17 protein-coding genes and 3 pseudogenes are annotated in these 16,529 nt (G+C 60.2%); 8 read left to right on the top strand and 12 right to left on the bottom strand.

What is annotated here, in order from left to right; all coding sequences use genetic code 11:
* Positions 1–2: 2 nt before the first annotated feature.
* The 3 genes from FHX08_RS25360 to traA are packed head-to-tail and all read right to left on the bottom strand — an operon-like array spanning position 3 to position 5,026.
* Entirely contained in the window at positions 3–1,163 is a 1,161-nt protein-coding gene (locus FHX08_RS25360) for a conjugal transfer protein TraB (RefSeq protein WP_184327763.1), read from the bottom strand.
* A complete protein-coding gene (traF, locus tag FHX08_RS25355) occupies positions 1,153–1,719 on the bottom strand; it encodes a conjugative transfer signal peptidase TraF (protein WP_184327762.1) in 567 nt (188 codons plus the stop codon). The genes FHX08_RS25360 and traF overlap by 11 nt, the downstream gene beginning before the upstream one ends.
* 1 nt (position 1,720) lies before the next feature.
* Positions 1,721–5,026, bottom strand: a complete 3,306-nt coding sequence (gene traA / locus FHX08_RS25350; RefSeq protein ID WP_184327761.1) for a Ti-type conjugative transfer relaxase TraA — start codon at positions 5,024–5,026, stop codon at positions 1,721–1,723.
* Between the two features lie 257 nt (positions 5,027–5,283).
* On the opposite strand from traA, the gene traC reads away from it, so the two are divergent.
* Genes traC through traG form a run of 3 tightly spaced genes read left to right on the top strand, consistent with a single transcriptional unit; the run spans position 5,284 to position 7,706 of the window.
* The gene (gene traC, locus FHX08_RS25345; RefSeq protein WP_184327760.1) at positions 5,284–5,580 is read left to right on the top strand and encodes a conjugal transfer protein TraC; all 297 of its coding nucleotides are present in this window, start codon (positions 5,284–5,286) and stop codon (positions 5,578–5,580) included.
* A 4-nt stretch (positions 5,581–5,584) separates the two neighbouring features.
* Positions 5,585–5,797 (top strand): type IV conjugative transfer system coupling protein TraD, encoded by a 213-nt coding sequence (gene traD, locus FHX08_RS25340; RefSeq protein ID WP_184327759.1) that lies wholly within the window; start codon positions 5,585–5,587, stop codon positions 5,795–5,797.
* A complete protein-coding gene (gene traG / locus FHX08_RS25335) occupies positions 5,787–7,706 on the top strand; it encodes a Ti-type conjugative transfer system protein TraG (RefSeq protein WP_184327758.1) in 1,920 nt (639 codons plus the stop codon). The genes traD and traG overlap by 11 nt, the downstream gene beginning before the upstream one ends.
* Before the next feature lie 150 nt (positions 7,707–7,856).
* Here the strand turns inward: traG and FHX08_RS25330 are convergent, their stop codons facing one another.
* The 6 genes and pseudogenes from FHX08_RS25330 to FHX08_RS25315 all read right to left on the bottom strand — a co-directional run bounded on the left by FHX08_RS25330 (position 7,857) and on the right by FHX08_RS25315 (position 10,074).
* Entirely contained in the window at positions 7,857–8,027 is a 171-nt protein-coding gene (locus FHX08_RS25330; protein WP_184327757.1) for a hypothetical protein, read from the bottom strand.
* A gap of 253 nt (positions 8,028–8,280) precedes the next feature.
* A pseudogene (locus FHX08_RS31650) lies at positions 8,281–8,551 on the bottom strand (hypothetical protein); the annotation flags it as partial.
* 12 nt (positions 8,552–8,563) lie between these two features.
* The gene (locus FHX08_RS25325; RefSeq protein ID WP_184327756.1) at positions 8,564–8,983 is read right to left on the bottom strand and encodes a type II toxin-antitoxin system VapC family toxin; all 420 of its coding nucleotides are present in this window, start codon (positions 8,981–8,983) and stop codon (positions 8,564–8,566) included.
* On the bottom strand, positions 8,980–9,234 hold the full coding sequence (locus FHX08_RS31645; protein ID WP_246698399.1) for a FitA-like ribbon-helix-helix domain-containing protein: 255 nt from the start codon (positions 9,232–9,234) through the stop codon (positions 8,980–8,982). The genes FHX08_RS25325 and FHX08_RS31645 overlap by 4 nt, the downstream gene beginning before the upstream one ends.
* A gap of 306 nt (positions 9,235–9,540) precedes the next feature.
* A pseudogene (locus FHX08_RS25320) lies at positions 9,541–9,624 on the bottom strand (GFA family protein); the annotation flags it as partial.
* 138 nt (positions 9,625–9,762) lie between these two features.
* A complete protein-coding gene (locus FHX08_RS25315) occupies positions 9,763–10,074 on the bottom strand; it encodes a DUF736 domain-containing protein (protein ID WP_184327755.1) in 312 nt (103 codons plus the stop codon).
* A gap of 441 nt (positions 10,075–10,515) precedes the next feature.
* Between FHX08_RS25315 and FHX08_RS25310 the strand changes: the two genes are divergently transcribed.
* A complete protein-coding gene (locus FHX08_RS25310) occupies positions 10,516–10,686 on the top strand; it encodes a hypothetical protein (protein ID WP_184327754.1) in 171 nt (56 codons plus the stop codon).
* Positions 10,687–10,744: 58 nt separating this feature from the next.
* Here the strand turns inward: FHX08_RS25310 and FHX08_RS25305 are convergent, their stop codons facing one another.
* Entirely contained in the window at positions 10,745–11,008 is a 264-nt protein-coding gene (locus tag FHX08_RS25305; RefSeq protein ID WP_184327753.1) for a WGR domain-containing protein, read from the bottom strand.
* A gap of 567 nt (positions 11,009–11,575) precedes the next feature.
* Here FHX08_RS25305 and FHX08_RS25300 point away from each other — a divergent pair.
* From FHX08_RS25300 to FHX08_RS25285, 4 genes are all read left to right on the top strand, one after another.
* The gene (locus tag FHX08_RS25300) at positions 11,576–11,827 is read left to right on the top strand and encodes an AbrB/MazE/SpoVT family DNA-binding domain-containing protein (protein ID WP_132658036.1); all 252 of its coding nucleotides are present in this window, start codon (positions 11,576–11,578) and stop codon (positions 11,825–11,827) included.
* Positions 11,824–12,222, top strand: coding sequence for a type II toxin-antitoxin system VapC family toxin (locus FHX08_RS25295; RefSeq protein WP_184327752.1), 399 nt, complete (start codon positions 11,824–11,826; stop codon positions 12,220–12,222). The genes FHX08_RS25300 and FHX08_RS25295 overlap by 4 nt, the downstream gene beginning before the upstream one ends.
* 499 nt (positions 12,223–12,721) lie before the next feature.
* The gene (locus tag FHX08_RS25290) at positions 12,722–12,895 is read left to right on the top strand and encodes a hypothetical protein (protein WP_184327751.1); all 174 of its coding nucleotides are present in this window, start codon (positions 12,722–12,724) and stop codon (positions 12,893–12,895) included.
* A gap of 10 nt (positions 12,896–12,905) precedes the next feature.
* Positions 12,906–13,577, top strand: a complete 672-nt coding sequence (locus tag FHX08_RS25285; RefSeq protein WP_184327750.1) for a zeta toxin family protein — start codon at positions 12,906–12,908, stop codon at positions 13,575–13,577.
* Positions 13,578–13,613: 36 nt separating this feature from the next.
* Here FHX08_RS25285 and FHX08_RS25280 read toward each other — a convergent pair.
* Positions 13,614–14,615, bottom strand: a pseudogene (locus tag FHX08_RS25280) (IS30 family transposase).
* A 257-nt stretch (positions 14,616–14,872) separates the two neighbouring features.
* The gene (locus FHX08_RS25275) at positions 14,873–16,300 is read right to left on the bottom strand and encodes an ISNCY family transposase (protein ID WP_184327749.1); all 1,428 of its coding nucleotides are present in this window, start codon (positions 16,298–16,300) and stop codon (positions 14,873–14,875) included.
* Positions 16,301–16,529: the final 229 nt, after the last annotated feature.

The raw sequence follows: 16,529 nt of genomic DNA, 5'->3' as shown, positions 1-16,529 counted from the left end.
TGTCACGTGTTGAAGGAAAGAACGATGGGCTTGGCGAACAGCCGCGCCCAGGCGATGGCACTCGCACGTTGGATGGGGACAATCGACGTCCCCGATGTCCACCAGCCGTTTCCGATCGCGATGATGAGGTCCGGGTCGTGAAGCATCGACTGCAGGATCGGCCAGACGATCAGTTGCTCGTAACAGATAAGCGGCGCTGCTCGCGCTCCGGCAACGCCAACGACAGGATTGGCAAATAAATGGGCTCTGGCGCCGCCACGTCCGCCGAGCAGGCGCTGCCACGGTTGCCACATCGACCCCGGCACCGGCATCCTCTCGCGATAGATGACCGAGCTCTCGCTCTCGGAGATCGCAACCATGACATTGTCGTAGCCATCCTCGCCGGCAACCGCGGCGCCAGCGACGACTGTCACTCCTGTCCCGATCAGTTGACGTTGCCAGAAGCGTTGCACCGTGATCGTCCAAAACCCGAATGAGCTCTCTGGAAGGACAACGACGTCGCCCGGCATTCCCGCAATCGCCTGAACCGTTGCGGCCAGGTCACGGTGCCTCGCCAGATCGCTTGTCCGCCCCAGGGACGCACCCAGATGAAGATCGACAGCGTGCCAGGCCGGTGGTAGCGTCGATCCTGTTCCAGATGCGGCGGACCAGAGCCAGGCGCCTGCCACGGCAACGGCTGCAGCCGGCCGGCGCGATGTCGTCAGACCCGCCAGGCCGACTGTCATCGCCACAAGACCAAGCCAACGCCATCCTGGAAACAGGACACCGGCAGCGGTCAGCGGATGTGCCCATCCGAGAATGCCGAACGGCGGCACTGCCATGAGCCCTGCTGCGGCGAGATAGCGGAGTGGCAACCGGCCCTGCCTCGACCAGAAAACGGTGTGCACAAGGACGAAGACACTGGACGCCGAAAGCCATAACAGCAGGCCAGGCAGGATATCCGACGCATAGAATTGGGCGACACCCTGCGGGAGGCCGCGCGAAGCCGACAGGAAATATGCGGCGGAAACGGCAGCTGCAGTCCTGCGGCTATTGGCCAGGGACCAGAGCGCCGGGAACGCTGCGGACAAGGGAAGAAAAAGCACATTGCCGTTCCATCCAGCCCAACCGACTGCCGCTGCTGCAAAGATCAGGATACCGATCTTAATCCGGTCAGGGCGCATAAGTCAGCACCTCCTCGGCCAGACCAAGGATTCCCGATGCGGGCACAGGTCCGAAATATCGGGAGTCGAACGAGCCTGGGAATGAGGAATGAAGGAAGACTTCGCCCCTGCCGACCTTGCTGCCGGAAATTGCCACCATGATAGGTCGGCCTTGCCCGTCCTCGGGCGACAGGGCCGAATGCGGCAGGACAACACCATCGATTGTGACCGAGCGATCGATGTGGATATTTTGGCCTGCGGTCGCGACAATGGTCTTGATCAAGGGCGCATAGCCGCCGCGGCACAATCCGGAACGAAGATAACCGCGCTGCCGGGCTATCTGCATGGTCGCGCTGAGGGGCGGGCAGATGAAGACGATATCGCCGACGGCGGCCGGCCGTCTCAGCGGTTGAATGTGCCAAATCCCCAACGGTTCGCTTGGCGTCAGGTTGACGCGATACCCCGCAAGTCCGCCGGCAAGGATCGCCGATGCAAGCACCGCCGCGATCGCGACAGCCGTGGGGCCGGCGCGAAAAGCCTGGCGGCGTGAAGGTCCTCGAGCGCCGATGATCGTCATTTCAGGAAAGTCCCTGGCTCTTCGCCTGACGGAGCGACTCTGCCTGCTTCATTGCGGCGGCGCTGCGTTCGTGGACCGCAAGTTGCTGTGCGGTCCGCATCGCATTCCACGCTGCTTTGACCTCGGCCGTCTGAGCCGGGCTCATTCCCGCCGTCACCGACTGGAAGGTCTCGCCATTCGCGTCCTTCGCCGCGATACCGAGGAAGGTGCGTTCGCCGAACCGCTCGGCGACGGCTTTGGCGAAAGCCTCGAGTTCGGCCTTCACCTGTCGGTCTGAACAGGCATATGCCAGACCAGCGCGAAGATCATTCCTGTCGATCGCGTCGCGCGCCCGCTCAAGCACCGTCTTGGCATTCGGCGACAGCGCAGGGATGTCAATGGAAGCCTTCAATCTGGCTGCGCGCTCCAGCCGCTGATATTTGCGCTCTGCCTCGGCGCGCATTTCAAGGAAGCGTTCGAGATTGCGGGCGAGGGCGGGCACGTTGCGCAGGGCGGCCTCCCGGTTCTGCTTGTCGGTCTTGCTGGCAAGAATGCCCGTTCTTCCCCGCATCGCGCCGAAGGTTTCAGGCTCGTCTGCCAGTTTGGACAGTGTGGTTGCTGCGCTCGCCTTGTCCTTGAGCATGGCGTCGACATCGACGGCGTTGAACGCGGCCTCTGGGTGGGCGTAGACAAGCTGGAACCGGATCGAAACATCCTGCCATTGCCGCTTCAGACCCGGATCGGACGAGAGCTTGTCTTTTACCGATTGGTCGACGGAACTGGGGAAGGTCGTGATGCCGGATACCATCGGCTTTGCCTCCTCGAGTGGATCGGCAAGACTGGTTTGGCGCGGACTGACCGAGAGGCCGATCCTTGCTGCAATTTCCGCCAGGCGGCTCGCCAAATCCTTGAGCAACTGCTTCTGGCGAACCGTCCATTCGAACCGATCGCGAATCAGGGTTCGGGCGACGTTGACGAGATGGAGACCGCGAGCCTCGGCGAAGCGAAGCGCCTGGCGATAGAAGGGGCCATCGGCATAGTCGAGGGTCGTTTCCTTTGCGTTCCTGCGCGAAAGAACCGCCACCAGTCCGCCGGCCTTGGCGAAGGACCGGCGGCCGTAATAGACGTTGAGATCCTGGCGGTGACGGGTCATGGCGACATAGGTCAAGTGCCGGTCGAGCGAGAGCGAGGCCAGTACCTTGACCTGATCGACGGTGGCCCCCTGGCTCTTGTGGATCGTCGCAGCATAACCATGATCGATGTCGGCGTAGAAGCGCTGCTCGACCACGACGTGACGGCGCCGTTCGCCGTCACCGATCTCCGCAACGATGCGGCCGGGTGTGGCCTCAACGACCCTCGCCAGCATGCCGTTCTTGATGCCGAGCGAGCTCTCGTTCCTGAGGAAGACGATCTGGTCGCCGATCGCGAAATTGCGGTCGCCCTCAGCCGTCTTGAACACGGATCCTTTGCCGATAACCCCGCGCTCGATCAGTCTGCTGCGGGCCATTCGGTTCAGCATGCGAACGTCGCGGCGCAGATGAGCGAGGATCAGCGACGTCGTTGCGGGATTGTAGTCGCGGTCCCAGTCGGCGATCAGATTGTCAACGGCATCCGCCTTCAGGTCGGAACCAATCACCTTGCCGTTGGCACGGTAGGCGTTGAGGGCCTTGCCGGTCCTGCCGCGCGCAAGATCAAGCGAAGCGTCACGCATCCATTGCTGGCGTTGGCGATAGATGGTTTCGAGTTCAGCATAGCCGATGCGGTCGGCGATCGCTCGAAAGGCAGCCCCGGCTTCGATCGGCTGAAGCTGTTCGGGATCGCCAATGAGAACGAGTTTGGCACCGGCCCTGGTTACTGTTTCGACAAACAGCGCCATCTGCCGCGACGACACCATGCCGGCTTCGTCGAGCACGAGGACCGTCTCGCTGTCGAGCCGGTTGCGCCCTTGGTTCCAGCGCAGTTCCCAGGACGCCAGGGTGCGCGAGGCAATGCCTGCTTCCTTCTCCAGGCCTTCGGCTGCCTTGCCGGCGAGTGCCGCGCCGACAACCCGATAGCCGGCCGCTTCCCAGGCCTCGCATGCCGCTTTCATCATTGTCGTTTTGCCGGCGCCGGCGCGGCCGATCACGGCGGCGATACGCTCGGGCCCTGCGATATGTTCGATCGCCGCTTTCTGCTCGTCCGACAAGCCCAGATGACGCGCAAGCGTTGCCTGCAACACTGCTGCGCGCACACCATGCGACGATCGCTGCGAAAGCCAGACGGCACGATTGGCCATCTTCGCTTCGAGCATGATCATGTCGCGGGTCGTATATTTGGCGGGAAGGCTCTGCCCGGTGGCTAGCTCGACCCGCTCCCGCTCGAGACGCAAGATCTCGGGGCACAGGAGAATCCGAACCATGAGATTCTGGAAGAGAGAAGGATCGTCGACGTAGCGGTAAAGGACCTTGGCGACGTCGCGTTCGTCGAAGACGCTTTTCTCGCGCGTGATCAGGTCGAGGACGAGCTCGGGACTTCGTTCTATCCGCCTTGCGTTCTCGGCTCTTCGCGCCTGCTGCTCTTCGAGCCGCTTAAGTGAACTAGCCTCCCGTGCATCCGCCGACTTCCGCTCGATGGCTTTGGTACCGACGCCGAGGTGGATGGTCGGTTCCAGCTCGATCCCTCGCTTTTCAAACGATCGTCCATCGACGCGAAGGTCGACACCGGCAAGGGTCAGATGGTGGTTCTGGCAGGCGAACCACCCATCGCGGAACGCCTTGAAATCGTCGAGGCCACCGGCCCAGAGTTCGTAGACGACCTTGCCGGCATCGTTGCGGATCGGATTGCCGTCCGCGCCAACAACCGCGACCTTCTTGGCGCCGAAACCGACCTCGGTCAGGGGGCGCACGGTGGTCATAAGGTGGACATGAGGATTGCCGGGGGCATCGTGATAGACCCAATCGGCAATCATGCCTTTCGAGGTGATGTGCCGTTCGATAAAATCCCTCATGAGTTCGATGTTTTGCTGGGCGCTCAGCTCCAGGGGCAGCGCGATGGTTACGTCTTTGGCGAGCTGCGCGTCCGACCGCTTTTCGAAAGCCTCCACCTTGTTCCAAAAGGCCTCGGATGCACCCGAGACCGAGCGGTCGGCGATTAACGACCGCAGCCAATGAGGCGCGTCGGGCGGGATGACAAACTCTTCGTGAAGCAGTCCCCGCTTGGCGCGATAGTCGACCGAGCGCGCTTCCCGCTCGAAGCTCATCTTGGCGCAGTGCCGGTAGGCTGCCGACAGAACCGCGCTGCGGCCGCAGCCGCGGGCGACGACGCCGACGGAGAAGTGAGGGACGGCCACGGCGGAGTTCCTTCACGGTTGCTAACGAAATCAACGGGTTCATCGGGAGCGGCAGGCCCGCGGGGCCCAAACGGCAAAGCGTCGCATCAGCGACGTATAATTGCGCCCTTCGGATCCGCTCCTTCGGAACGGCCGGGATGATGTTCAAATGTGTTGGCTGCGCCAACTCGCATTTATGTTAGTAGATCGAAAGCGCGATCTCATGGGACTCTCACGCCGTTAGAAACATCAACCGGCATGAAAAGGGCTATCCCGACATGAAGAAACCGTCCTTCAGGATTCGCGCTGAAATCGCCGAGCTGCAAGAGCAGCTCAAAGCCGCAGAGACCCGCGAGGCCGAACGCATCGGTCGCATCGCGCTGAAGGCCGGATTTGGCGAGATCGACATTGACGAGGCGCACCTTCAGACAGCTTTTGAGGATCTGGCCAAACGGTTTCACGCAGGCAAGGGAGGATCGAACGGGAAGGAGAGGGCAGGTGCAGGCGCCTCGAGCGCGACCGACGCCACGACGTTCGCGTCTGGCGCGGCTGCGAGCGGCACTGCGGAGGCTTGAGCGGATGGCGCGCACCTCCACCTTGGATGCCCGCAAGAAGGATACGCGGGAGAAGATCGAACTCGGCGGGCTGATCGTCAAGGCGGGTCTCAGATACGAGAAGCGTACGCTCCTCCTCGGCGCGCTGGTCGAACTCAAGCAAAGGCTCGGTGATGATGCGGGGGAACGCCTGCGGCTGACGCTGATCGGTGCGAAGGCGTTCGGCGATGACGCTTAAGAAAATTGCAGCGTTTCTCGTCCCGCTGATGTTCATGCTCGTTGCGACCATGTCCACCAGCGGCGGCGAGCAGTGGCTCTCGGGTCTGGCAAGATCGGAAGCCGGTAAGCTCGTGCTCGCTCGTGCAGCCATTACATTGCCGTATGCGATAGCCGCAGCTCTTGGCATCGTCTTTCTCTTGGCCACTGCAGGGTCCACGAACATCAAAGCCGTGGGATGGGGGGTTGCGGCGGGCGGAGCCGCAACGACAGCGATCGCTGCAGGCCGGAAGATCGTGCGGCTCCAGACCCTCGCGAGCGGACTGCCCCCGCAACAATCGATCCTGACCTATGCGGATCTCGCCACGGCGGTTGGGGCCGTTGCGGTCACGATGACCGCGATTTTGGCTTTGCGCGTGGCAATCGTCGGCAACGCTGCGTTCAGGCGACCGGAACCGAAGCGCATCAGCGGCAGCCGAGCCCTGCATGGGCAAGCGGACTGGATGAAGTTGCAGGCGGCTGCGAACCTTTTTCCGGATTCGGGCGGCATCGTCATCGGCGAACGATACCGTGTCGACCGCGACAGCACAGCGACGCTTTCCTTTCGCGCAGACAAGCCCGAGACATGGGGCGCTGGCGGCAAGTCGCCGCTTCTGTGTTTCGACGGCTCGTTCGGTTCATCGCACGGCATCGTGTTCGCCGGCTCCGGCGGCTTCAAGACGACCTCGGTGACGATCCCGACGGCTCTCAAATGGGGCGGCTCGCTGATCGTTCTCGATCCTTCCAATGAAGTTGCACCGATGGTCCTCGGTCATCGGTGCAAGGACGGCCGGGATGTCTTCGTGCTCGACCCGAAACGCCCCGGTATCGGCATCAATGTGCTCGACTGGATCGGCCGCTTCGGCGGCACCAAGGAAGAGGATATAGCCTCCGTCGCGTCCTGGATCATCAGCGACAGCGGACGGGCGCAGGGTGCGCGCGACGACTTCTTCCGTACCTCCGGACTGCAACTGCTGACCGCCATCATCGCCGACATCTGCCTGTCGGGTCGTACGGAAAAGGAGATGCAAACGCTTCGCCAGGTGCGTTCCAATCTCGCCGAGCCGGAGCCGAAACTGCGCCAGAGATTACAGGACATTTACGACGGGTCGAAATCCGCCTTCGTGAAAGAAAACGTCGCGGCCTTCGTGAACATGACACCGGAGACGTTCAGCGGGGTCTACGCGAACGCAGTCAAGGAGACGCACTGGCTGTCCTATCCGAACTATGCGGCGCTGGTTTCGGGCTCGACCTTCGCGACCGACGCCATTGCCGGAGGCGATACCGACGTCTTTATCAACATCGATCTTAAGACGCTCGAGACGCATGCCGGCCTTGCCCGTGTCATCATCGGCTCGTTGCTCAACGCGATCTATAATCGTGACGGCGCGGTCAAGGGTCGAACGCTCTTCCTTCTCGACGAGGTTGCGCGGCTCGGCTACATGCGCATGCTGGAAACTGCGAGGGATGCAGGGCGTAAATATGGGATTACGCTCACCTTGATCTTTCAGTCGATCGGTCAGATGCGTGAAACCTATGGCGGTCGGGATGCAGCGAGCAAGTGGTTCGAGAGTGCGAGCTGGATCTCGTTTGCGGCAATCAACGACCCGGAGACGGCCGATTACATCTCACGCCGCTGCGGCATGACGACGGTCGAGATCGACCAGGTCAGTCACAGTTTTCAGGCAAGGGGATCATCCCGCACACGATCGAAACAACTGGCGGCGCGACCGCTGATCCAACCCCATGAAGTGCTTCACATGCGGGCCGACGAGCAGATCGTCTTTACGGCCGGCAACGCGCCGCTCAGATGCGGGAGGGCCATTTGGTTTCGCAGACGCGACATGCGGTCATGCGTGAACGCGAACCGCTTCGATAACGGCGCGCATTGACCCCTGCCGTTCCGTTAGCTCCCGAAACCGATGTCGATAAATCCGGCGGCTTTGGTCCATCATAACGAAACAGCCCGAAGGGTGCGATTGAAAGACCAGCAGGCGCAAATCCGGTGCCTGCAAAGCCGCACCGGCGAATGGGCTGCGCCCTCAGAAAGGCGGCTCGGTGTCGACGGTGCCCGACAGTTCGGCAACGGCCAGATTGAGCTCGGCCTGTGCCAGATAAAGCTCTGCAATGATCTGGCATCGTTCGGCCGGATCGACCGCATTCGAAAGTTCGGCCCGCAATTCCTCGATCTGCTCTTCGATCGAAATCGTCATCGTCAATCTCCGTGAGTGGGTGAAAGATGACGCAGGGCGGTGCAGCGAATGGGCGGGGTCAAGGATCGCGAAGCGACCGCATGGCGGGGCGTGGGGGCACCGATTTTGTGTGGGCGGACGCCGTCCGGCCGCGCAAAATTGGCGGGACCGCGCATCCTTGAGGCCACCCATCCGGTGCGCCAGACTTGGAGGATCTGAGCAGACATCCCCCGCTTTCCGTATGGCACCCATAAGACGCAATCGGCTCCGATGCTCACGTCTGCCGGCCATTGTGCCGATCAGCGGACCGGATGACCTCCGTCATCGATTTGCGACGAGCAATGAATTCACGAAGAAGAGGAAGAAAGAAAGCCTTGCTGAAGCGGCCGACGGCAGGTTCAGGTTCAAGATTGAACGACCGTCCGATTTAGATCACTGTTGAACTCATCAAGGATGATCCAAAGCCGAAGATCCGTGTCGAGACCGGCTCAACGTTTCTCGATCGTCGGGACTTCTGCAACGAAGCGCCCAGCCTTCGGCTGCTCACATTGCTGCCGTTATCGTGGCCAGGGATTGATCACTTTCAGTCCGGCGGCCTCGAACGGGCTTGTATCACGCGTTGCGATTGCGAGGCCATTCGCTGCTGCTATGGCGGCAATGTAGCCATCAACCGTTCCAATCGCTTTCCCAGATACTCGAGCGCGAGCCATCAGTTCCGCGTAAAACTGTGAACTGGCCAGATCGAAGGCCAAGATTCGCTCGGAAAAGTGAGGCAGCACTTCGCCCTCAAGGCGGTCGCGGAGGATAGTCTTCCGTTTCCCTGAGGGCATAGCAGCGATCCCGAAGCGAAGTTCAGCAATCGTTATTGCGGAAAGGAACAGCGTCTCGATGGCTTGGGCGTCCAACCAAGCGACCACTGACTCATCAGGGGCCGATTTCCACGGCTCGGATATAACATTGGTGTCCAGCAAGATCATTCGAAAGTCATCGGTTCAGGGGGCGTCTTGTCGCGACCGTTCTGCAGGGTTCCAACATCGTCGTCGGAAAGCTCAGCGTCTCGACCAATGGCCGCTAGTAAAGAGCCGAGCTTGACGCGTTCAGGGGGACGAACCGCGGCCTCGATAATGTCACGGATCTCGGCCTCAGTGCTTCGGCCATGACGAGCCGCTCGCAACCGCAGAGCCCGATGCGTTTCGTCAGAAAGATTTCGAATGGTAACCGCAGGCATCGACATCATGTCCATAAAAATGATGGCTTTGATATCAAAGTACGCATAATGATATCAGCTTTCAAGAGGCTCGATGATAGGGACTAAAACCAAGTCTATTCGGGTCTTTCGCTTGAACGGAACTGGAGCGACGGTCCTAGTCCCCAACCTTTTCGTCGCAGAAGCGCTGGTGAGGCTACATCGGCTCGGTTGATGGCCCCCCGACTTGAGACTGGAAGCTGAAAGGCTGCTTCTAGGCACGGTTGACCAAAGAGAAGACCTCCACGCAGCCGTGGAAACAGAACTCAACCAGCGCCCCCTCGCCACTCATGAGGGAGTATCGTGATCGGGATGCTGATTGTTGCTCTCCTTGATTGCTGCGGCCCGATCGGCGCCGTTTTCGGTCGCACCAGGGACGCGACCGCTTGCCGTCATCGATGGCCAGACACGTCGGCCCCGCATCCGCAAGAAGACTGGAAGCGGCTTCGATACCGGCTCCGAAGCCTATGTTTCGGAAGGGCCCCGCCTCTTCGGCGGGGCCGGCTCGTGTCAGTCCTGGCTGACGCGGCGCGACCAGATCAGCTGGTATCCGTCTTCACCCTCGACCTCTGAGAGTGTCGCGTAGATCGGTGCGGAGAAGCTCGGATCGTCGAGCTTGACCGAGAGGTAGTCGCGACCCTGCTCTGAGGTCTTCTGCCAAGCCACACCGAGCTCGACGGCGCCGGCGTAGATGCGGTAGTGCGGGCCCTTGTCGGAGGGATTGTCGATCCGGGCGATGCGAGCCTTGACGTTGAGGGCGAGGGTCCGGATCGAGCCGGAGAAGCCAGTTTCGTTGGAGGTGAAAGTGCCGATGGTTGCCATTGTCCTGTTCCTTTCGCTGTTTCGGGGCCGCGCCCATCGCGGCCTCGATGGCTGTCGAAAAGACCGGGGACGATCGGACCGCACCCATAGGGCCGGAATGCAATGGAGGACGGCAAGTCGCAATTTTGTTAGTCGGTGCGGAATGGCGGCGACGCCGCCAGGGGTAAGAAAATTGCGGCTGCCGTTGCGTGCTCGATCGAGGCGAAGCCGATTTCCGGTCAGACATGCCTCATCGAGCCCGCTGATGGGCCGCCCCGGCAACGCGAGTCAAAGGAACGGCATCGGCAATCCGGCGCCTCTTTTCGCCGGAGCTCGCTGATGATCGGTTCTTCTCAACCCATCGACGACAAGGCAGAACAGAGCCTGGAACGGTCCCGACCCACCAGTTGCCAAGGCTGACGCAGCAGATATCGTTGCCGAACGATTCGTTGCGGAGGAAATATGCGCCAGAAAAAGCCGTTCATCGTCGAGATCAAGAGGCCCAGGAAGCCGAAGACGGGCCTTTGCAAACCGGCTATCTGGGGTGATCTGGATCTCCGTCAGGATCAGGATGTTGCGGCCACGGCACCGACGAACGGACCGGCTTCGGTTTCGGAAGGCGCGCCCGACTGACGCGGGTCGAACACGGTGTCTTGCCGGCGAACTGGGACCTGCGATCGCAAGCGATCTTTCATTCACGCTGCCGCCCCGCGCCAACCGGCGCATATCCCCTTTTTCGCTTCCGGCGGGCGAGCTCCAGGAAATGCGAAATCGCCTGTTGGTCACTGGAAAAGACCTCGCTTTTTTCCCCGCCAGCCCTGCCGATGCGCCCCCAGCTGCGCATGACGGCGATCTCTCCGAACAGCGTCGGCTGGAGCGAGAGGTCATAATAACGGGCCATGTTTCGGCTCGCATCGATACGCTGACAATAAAGGTGGTAGGAGTGAATTGGCATGCGTACAGCATCGCCGGCCTCTTGGGACGCGTCCAACGACAAGTTTGAATCGATCTGGTCGCACCGATTCATGACGATGATGGATCGCCGGAAAGGACTGTCTGGCACGAACCGCCCGATCTGCGTGCGCCGCCGTCATACTCGTCATCGCGCACGGGATGCTCCGTCGGTTGAGCCGCGGCGCGACGTCCGGCGGCGCGACCTGCAACACAGGCTTGGTGTCCCAAAGGGCCGTCGGTCTTCCATCCGGCACGTGCCGGGCATTACAACCCCAATATCCAACAACGGGAAGTTACAAGGGGTAGGGGAAAGCCTCGCCGACTTCGAAGGACGTCAACTGAAAGCAGGGTTAGAGGGAAAACTCCGGAATTATTCACATCATGGGTAAATACGTTTCCGCGCCAACAACACCAAAGCGCACGATGCTGCGAAGCGGTTGGCTTGATAGCGCATCGGTTGATGCATGGGCAAAAAAGGCGGTCGCGGACAACCCCCACCGTCGTGGAGGTTGAAAGTAAGTGAAATTTACATTACTTTTATAGTTCGTATATAGCCCGGGAGAATTTCATGCCTTCAGTAGCTCTCTCAATGAAAGGTCAAGTCACGCTCAAACGCGACTTGCTTGCGCATCTCGGTGTAAAACCCGGGGAGCGGATCGAATTCGAGAAACTGCCGGGCGGCGAGTTACGAATCCGGGCTGTCCGTGCGACGGGCACGATTGGTAATTTTATCGGACGGCACGCCGGCAAGGCGAAAAAGACCCTGACGATCGAGGAAATGAATGAAATTGCAGCCGAGGGCTGGAGCGACGACGCGTGAAAATCGCGGTTGATACGAATGTTCTGGTGCGAGCGGTTTTGCAAGATGATCCTGAGCAGGGGCAGGCAGCCGCAAAACTTCTCGAGGAAGCCACATTGATTGCCGTTTCATTGCCAACTCTCTGTGAGTTGGTTTGGATCCTGCGGCACGGTGCAAAACTTTCCACAGATGATGTTGCACAGACAATCCGTGATCTTCTGGCGACGGCTAACGTCTCAATGGACAGGCCGGCCGTGGAAGCGGGTTTGGCTGTTCTTGAAGCTGGAGGTGATTTCGCAGACGGTGTCATCGCACATGAGGGAGCCTGGCTTGGGGGCGAGATTTTCGTGTCTTTCGACCGAAATGCGGTCGAGTTGCTGAATCTTCAAGGTCGGCAAACGCTTCTTGTGACCTAGCTGGTTGCCGAAGAGCGAACTTCGGAAACGTCAGGATTATGCGCCGTGCCAAGAGCAGACCCAACTGTCGCATTACTAAATTGCCCTGGAGGAGCTAACCCAAGTGCGTCACGCCTGTTTTGCAGGGCTGGCGATCTTTTCGTGACCGACGATCTCAGCCGTCTCGCTCAAGATGATGCAGCGCGCGAAAGGCATGGCCTCTGGTTTGCCGGGTAGGGGTTATCTTCCTCACGCCGCGCATTGCGGATTCGGCATAGATGTTGGCTTCGGGGAATGCGGCCTGCAGGCGTGCCTTCCGGTCGGCCTGCTGGGCTTGTCATCGCCAAGGACATAATCGATGATCTTCATGCGGGTCTCTTCCTTCTAGTCGTCGAACCCATTTCCGAGATAGATTCGGCCCGTTGCATTCAGTGTTGCTGTCGGCGGCACTTGGAACAAGCGATATTTGCCGCCGACGGGCTGTCGCATTATGTTATGGAGGAATGGAAGGAGATCGTCGATGCTGTTGCAGAAATACCGCGAGAATAAACAAGCCTTGAAGCAGATCGGCCGGGAAGCCATTGCCGAGAGCCGTCGTATGGGCCTAACGATCTCTGCCAAGGACCGCCAGAACGAGGCGAAGGATAAGGCCCAGCGCGAGCGCAAGGAACGTGCTCCGGCTACCGTGAGGTAGCAATTGCTTCATGCCGGAATTGTCGTGCATCCTCCTCGCAGGGCCGAACGGCTCCGGCAAAACCTCCGCCTTCGGGAAGCTGAAGCTTGAGGGTGTCTGGATCAACGCGGACGAGATCGCCAAAGCGATGCCAGCGGCCGATGACAGATCGACCGACATCCAAGCTGGTCGAGCTGCCCTCCTGAAAATTGCCGAGATGATCGCCACCCGGCAGTCTTTCATTTTCGAGACGACGCTGAGTAGTAACCAATCGCTGAGAATGATGCGCGATGCCAAGGCGGCCGGGTTCACGGTCGGCCTCTACTACGTCGCTCTGGATTCCGTTGAGACAAACGTCGAGCGTGTCAGACAGCGTGTCCTCAAGGGCGGTCACGACATCCCGGAGGAAAATATCCGTAGGCGGCACGATGGATCCTTCGAGAAGCTGACCGAAGCGCTCAGAATCGCCGACGAAGTTCTGTTGATCGACAACTCAGGGATAGAGCCGCACGAGGTCTTCGCCATCGGCGGCGGCGCCGTCCAGTCCTTCGACATCGATGACAGCCAAGCGCTGCACAAGCTCTTCGAGGCCAAGGTCTGCGAGGCGTACGGACTGGTTCGGTACGACAACGGATTCCGGAAGGTGCCGAAGCTGGCAGCTCGTCGAGGCGATGACGTGGATGCTAATTTTTGGAGGAGCTAACCCAAGTGCGTCACGCCTGTTTTGCAGGGTAGGGGATCACACCTGATCCTGCAAATGCGCCATGAACACCTCGGCCGGTGTCTTGTAGCCAAGGCATTTACGGGGTTGGTCGTTGAGATGTCGTGCGAGTTGGATGAGGTCGCGTTGTGACACGGCGGCCAGATCTGTAGCTCCTGGCATGAAGCGGCGCATACGTTTGTTGGCGTTTTCGACAGTTCCCTTTTGCCACGGTGCACTCGGGTCGCAGAACCAGCTACGCGCGCCGATCCCTTCTTCCAAAGCCCTGAATCCGGCAAACTCGGTACCGCGATCAAAGGTGAAGCTTTGACGCGCAAAGGCTGGCAGAGGAGAAAAAGCTCTGATGATCTCGTCCATGATCGGGCGAGAATGCCGGCTTGGATTCTTGATGAGAACGGTATAGCGGCTCTTGCGCTCCACCAGAGATGTCACATTGGCATGGCCGAGTGGACGTTCGAAGATAAGGAGGTCGCCTTCCCAATGCCCGAATTGCGATCGATCTCCAATAAAATCAGGACGTTGAGATATACGATGCGAGGCCGGAAACACACCGTCGCGCGGCTTCCTGGAGCGCAGTGGACGACGTTTGCGGCGCGCTTCCGGGAGATACTGATAGAGGCCAAGCCCGTAATCTTCCTTGCTGTAAATGAACCGGTAGATTGTCTCTTTACAGACGCGCACGAGGCTGCGCCCCTCCAACAACAGGCGACCAGCGATCTGCTCAGGAGACCAGCGTGCCTCCAACTAGGTGATGATCTCCTGGCGCAAATTCGGGTGCCGCCGCAGCTTTCTCAGCCGGCGTCGTCGGTCCTTGGAGATATCGTGCGCGACCGTGCTGTAGTAGCCGTCGTAGTCCGGCAGTTCGCGATCATGAAACGTGTTGCGCTTGATCTCGCGGTAAATGGTGGAGCGGTGACGGCCAAGTTGGCGGGCCATTTCGTGGACGGGAACATTTGCCGCCATCAGCTGCTGTAGGCGTCGTCGGTCGGCGAGAGCAAGCTGCGTATAGCATCGGGACATGCCAAAATCTCCAAAGTGAAGCCATTGAAATCATTGGCATGTCGCACTTGGAAATAGAATGTACCCCCCTTACACACGCTGTCAAAGCTGGTTAGAGGTGCGGCTTCGCCGGCCAGTTAGAAATGCGACACTCAGCATCTCCGCTGGCGCTTTCGGCAGCCCCCGATCCGCCCGGCTGGTCCGGGTTGCAAGGAAGGAGCGGGGGCGGGTGAGGGCCACCCTTCGGCTTTAGCTTTGAGACGATGAGTGCCAGCGGTTCATTCCGCTGCCTCCATGCGCGCGAGCGCCTTCTGCCTTCTGGCAATGACCTCCGGATCATTCATGAAGTCCGTCCGGCGGCCGGGCTTGCGGCCGCGCTTCTGATAGCCGTTGCTCTGGCTGCCATCGCGAATGCCGAACATATGATCCGTCTGGCCGGTGCGGCGAGGGCCGCCCTTGCTGCGCTGCTGTTCACGCCCGGCCTGCATCTCGGCGACGATCGAAAGCATGTCGTCTAGGCGCTTGTTATCGACGATATCCGCGCGATGCACGGAGCGTAACGTGTCAAAGGTTCTGTAGGGCAGGGCAAAGCTCTCGTGCATGATCTCGAGGCGGCCGTCCGGATAGTCGCAAACGACCACCTTCTTACCCGCCAGCGCCTTGGCCTGCTCCGTCGGATCGAGAATGAACAGCACCTTGTCATAGCGCAGCGTCAATGACTGCGACAGCGTGCGGACTTCCTTGCGGCACATGGCGCTATCGAGGTTCTCATGCGCGGCAAGCGGCCGATGCATGTCCTTCGGATTGCGCGGCGGCTTGCCAAAGCGACGATTGAAGTCGGCCATGAACTCCGGCGCATAGGCATTGGCCGCCGCGATCGTGTCGATGCCGCGCAGCCGCAGTTCCTTGACCAATCGATCCTGCAGCGTCTGGTTGGCGCGCTCGACGCGCCCTTTGGCCTGCGGGGTGTTGGCGCAGATGATGTCGATGTTGAGCTCGTAAAGCGCCCGTCCGAACTGCGTCAGGCCGCTCGTCCGGTCCTTCTCCGAGGCATGGGTCGAACGAAAGACACCGTGCTTGTCGCTGTAAAATGCCAGAGGCTTGCCCCATTGCTGCAGATACGCCTTCGTCGCATGCAGGTAATCGAAGGTGTTCTCCGATCCGGCGAAGCGCAGATGCAACAGCTTGCCGGTGGCGTCGTCGATATAGACGAGCAGGGCGCATTTGGGACCGCGGTTCTCGAACCACCAGTGATGCGAGCCGTCGATCTGGACCAGTTCACCGAAGCAGTCACGCCGGCCGCGCGGCTGGAAGACCCGCTGCTTGCGCTCGCGTCGCGAGACCCAGATGCCGGCCTCGGTCATCCATTGGCGCAGCGTCTCCTTGGCGACCGAGATGTGATGCAGTTCGATCAGCTTCTCGCGAGCCAGCGTCGGACCGAAATCCAGATAGCGTTCACGGATCAGATCCAGCGCCGCATTGCGAAAATCCTCGCTGTGGCGGCGATTGCTTGGCCGAGATCGCTTCTTTGAAACCAGACCGGCCGCACCGGCCCGGTCATAAGCCTGCAGCAGCCTGTGCACCTGACTTCGGCTGAGGCCGAGCAACTCCGCTGCCTGGACAACGCTTAGGCGTCGATCATTGATCTTCTGGATGACTTCGAGGCGATGCAATTCTTTCTGCGACATGGTGATCAAACAGGACATCACGACTCCAAACGCTCATGGTCTCCACCAGGCGGAAGGTCGTCATCCTTGCTCCCAACGTTGACATTGACCAGCGCGTCGAGAGGCGAGACTGTCGCATCTTTAACTGGCCCAACTGTCGCATTACTAAATAGCCCTGCTGGTTCCAGATTGAATGCAACGCGGGTTGGAATCTATATGACCTGGTCCTCCATAGCCAATAGATGCTGGTTGAAGATCTCCGTCGGTG

This window comes from Rhizobium sp. BK529, from assembly GCF_014194105.1.
Taxonomy (GTDB): Bacteria; Pseudomonadota; Alphaproteobacteria; order Rhizobiales; family Rhizobiaceae; genus Rhizobium.
The sequence above is the reverse complement of the archived record's forward strand: the minus strand, read 5'-3'. Positions and strand labels throughout refer to the sequence as shown.

Coding starts and splice junctions, on each gene's coding strand:
- FHX08_RS25360 (WP_184327763.1), bottom strand. CDS start 1,163: ATGCGCCCTGACCGGATTAAGATCGGTATCCTGATCTTTGCAGCAGCG.
- FHX08_RS25330 (WP_184327757.1), bottom strand. CDS start 8,027: ATGACGATTTCGATCGAAGAGCAGATCGAGGAATTGCGGGCCGAACTT.
- FHX08_RS25290 (WP_184327751.1), top strand. CDS start 12,722: ATGCTGTTGCAGAAATACCGCGAGAATAAACAAGCCTTGAAGCAGATC.
- traF (WP_184327762.1), bottom strand. CDS start 1,719: ATGACGATCATCGGCGCTCGAGGACCTTCACGCCGCCAGGCTTTTCGC.
- traC (WP_184327760.1), top strand. CDS start 5,284: ATGAAGAAACCGTCCTTCAGGATTCGCGCTGAAATCGCCGAGCTGCAA.
- FHX08_RS31645 (WP_246698399.1), bottom strand. CDS start 9,234: ATGCCTGCGGTTACCATTCGAAATCTTTCTGACGAAACGCATCGGGCT.
- FHX08_RS25285 (WP_184327750.1), top strand. CDS start 12,906: ATGCCGGAATTGTCGTGCATCCTCCTCGCAGGGCCGAACGGCTCCGGC.
- FHX08_RS25315 (WP_184327755.1), bottom strand. CDS start 10,074: ATGGCAACCATCGGCACTTTCACCTCCAACGAAACTGGCTTCTCCGGC.
- FHX08_RS25305 (WP_184327753.1), bottom strand. CDS start 11,008: ATGCCAATTCACTCCTACCACCTTTATTGTCAGCGTATCGATGCGAGC.
- FHX08_RS25300 (WP_132658036.1), top strand. CDS start 11,576: ATGCCTTCAGTAGCTCTCTCAATGAAAGGTCAAGTCACGCTCAAACGC.
- FHX08_RS25275 (WP_184327749.1), bottom strand. CDS start 16,300: ATGTCCTGTTTGATCACCATGTCGCAGAAAGAATTGCATCGCCTCGAA.
- FHX08_RS25310 (WP_184327754.1), top strand. CDS start 10,516: ATGCGCCAGAAAAAGCCGTTCATCGTCGAGATCAAGAGGCCCAGGAAG.
- traD (WP_184327759.1), top strand. CDS start 5,585: ATGGCGCGCACCTCCACCTTGGATGCCCGCAAGAAGGATACGCGGGAG.
- FHX08_RS25325 (WP_184327756.1), bottom strand. CDS start 8,983: ATGATCTTGCTGGACACCAATGTTATATCCGAGCCGTGGAAATCGGCC.
- traG (WP_184327758.1), top strand. CDS start 5,787: ATGACGCTTAAGAAAATTGCAGCGTTTCTCGTCCCGCTGATGTTCATG.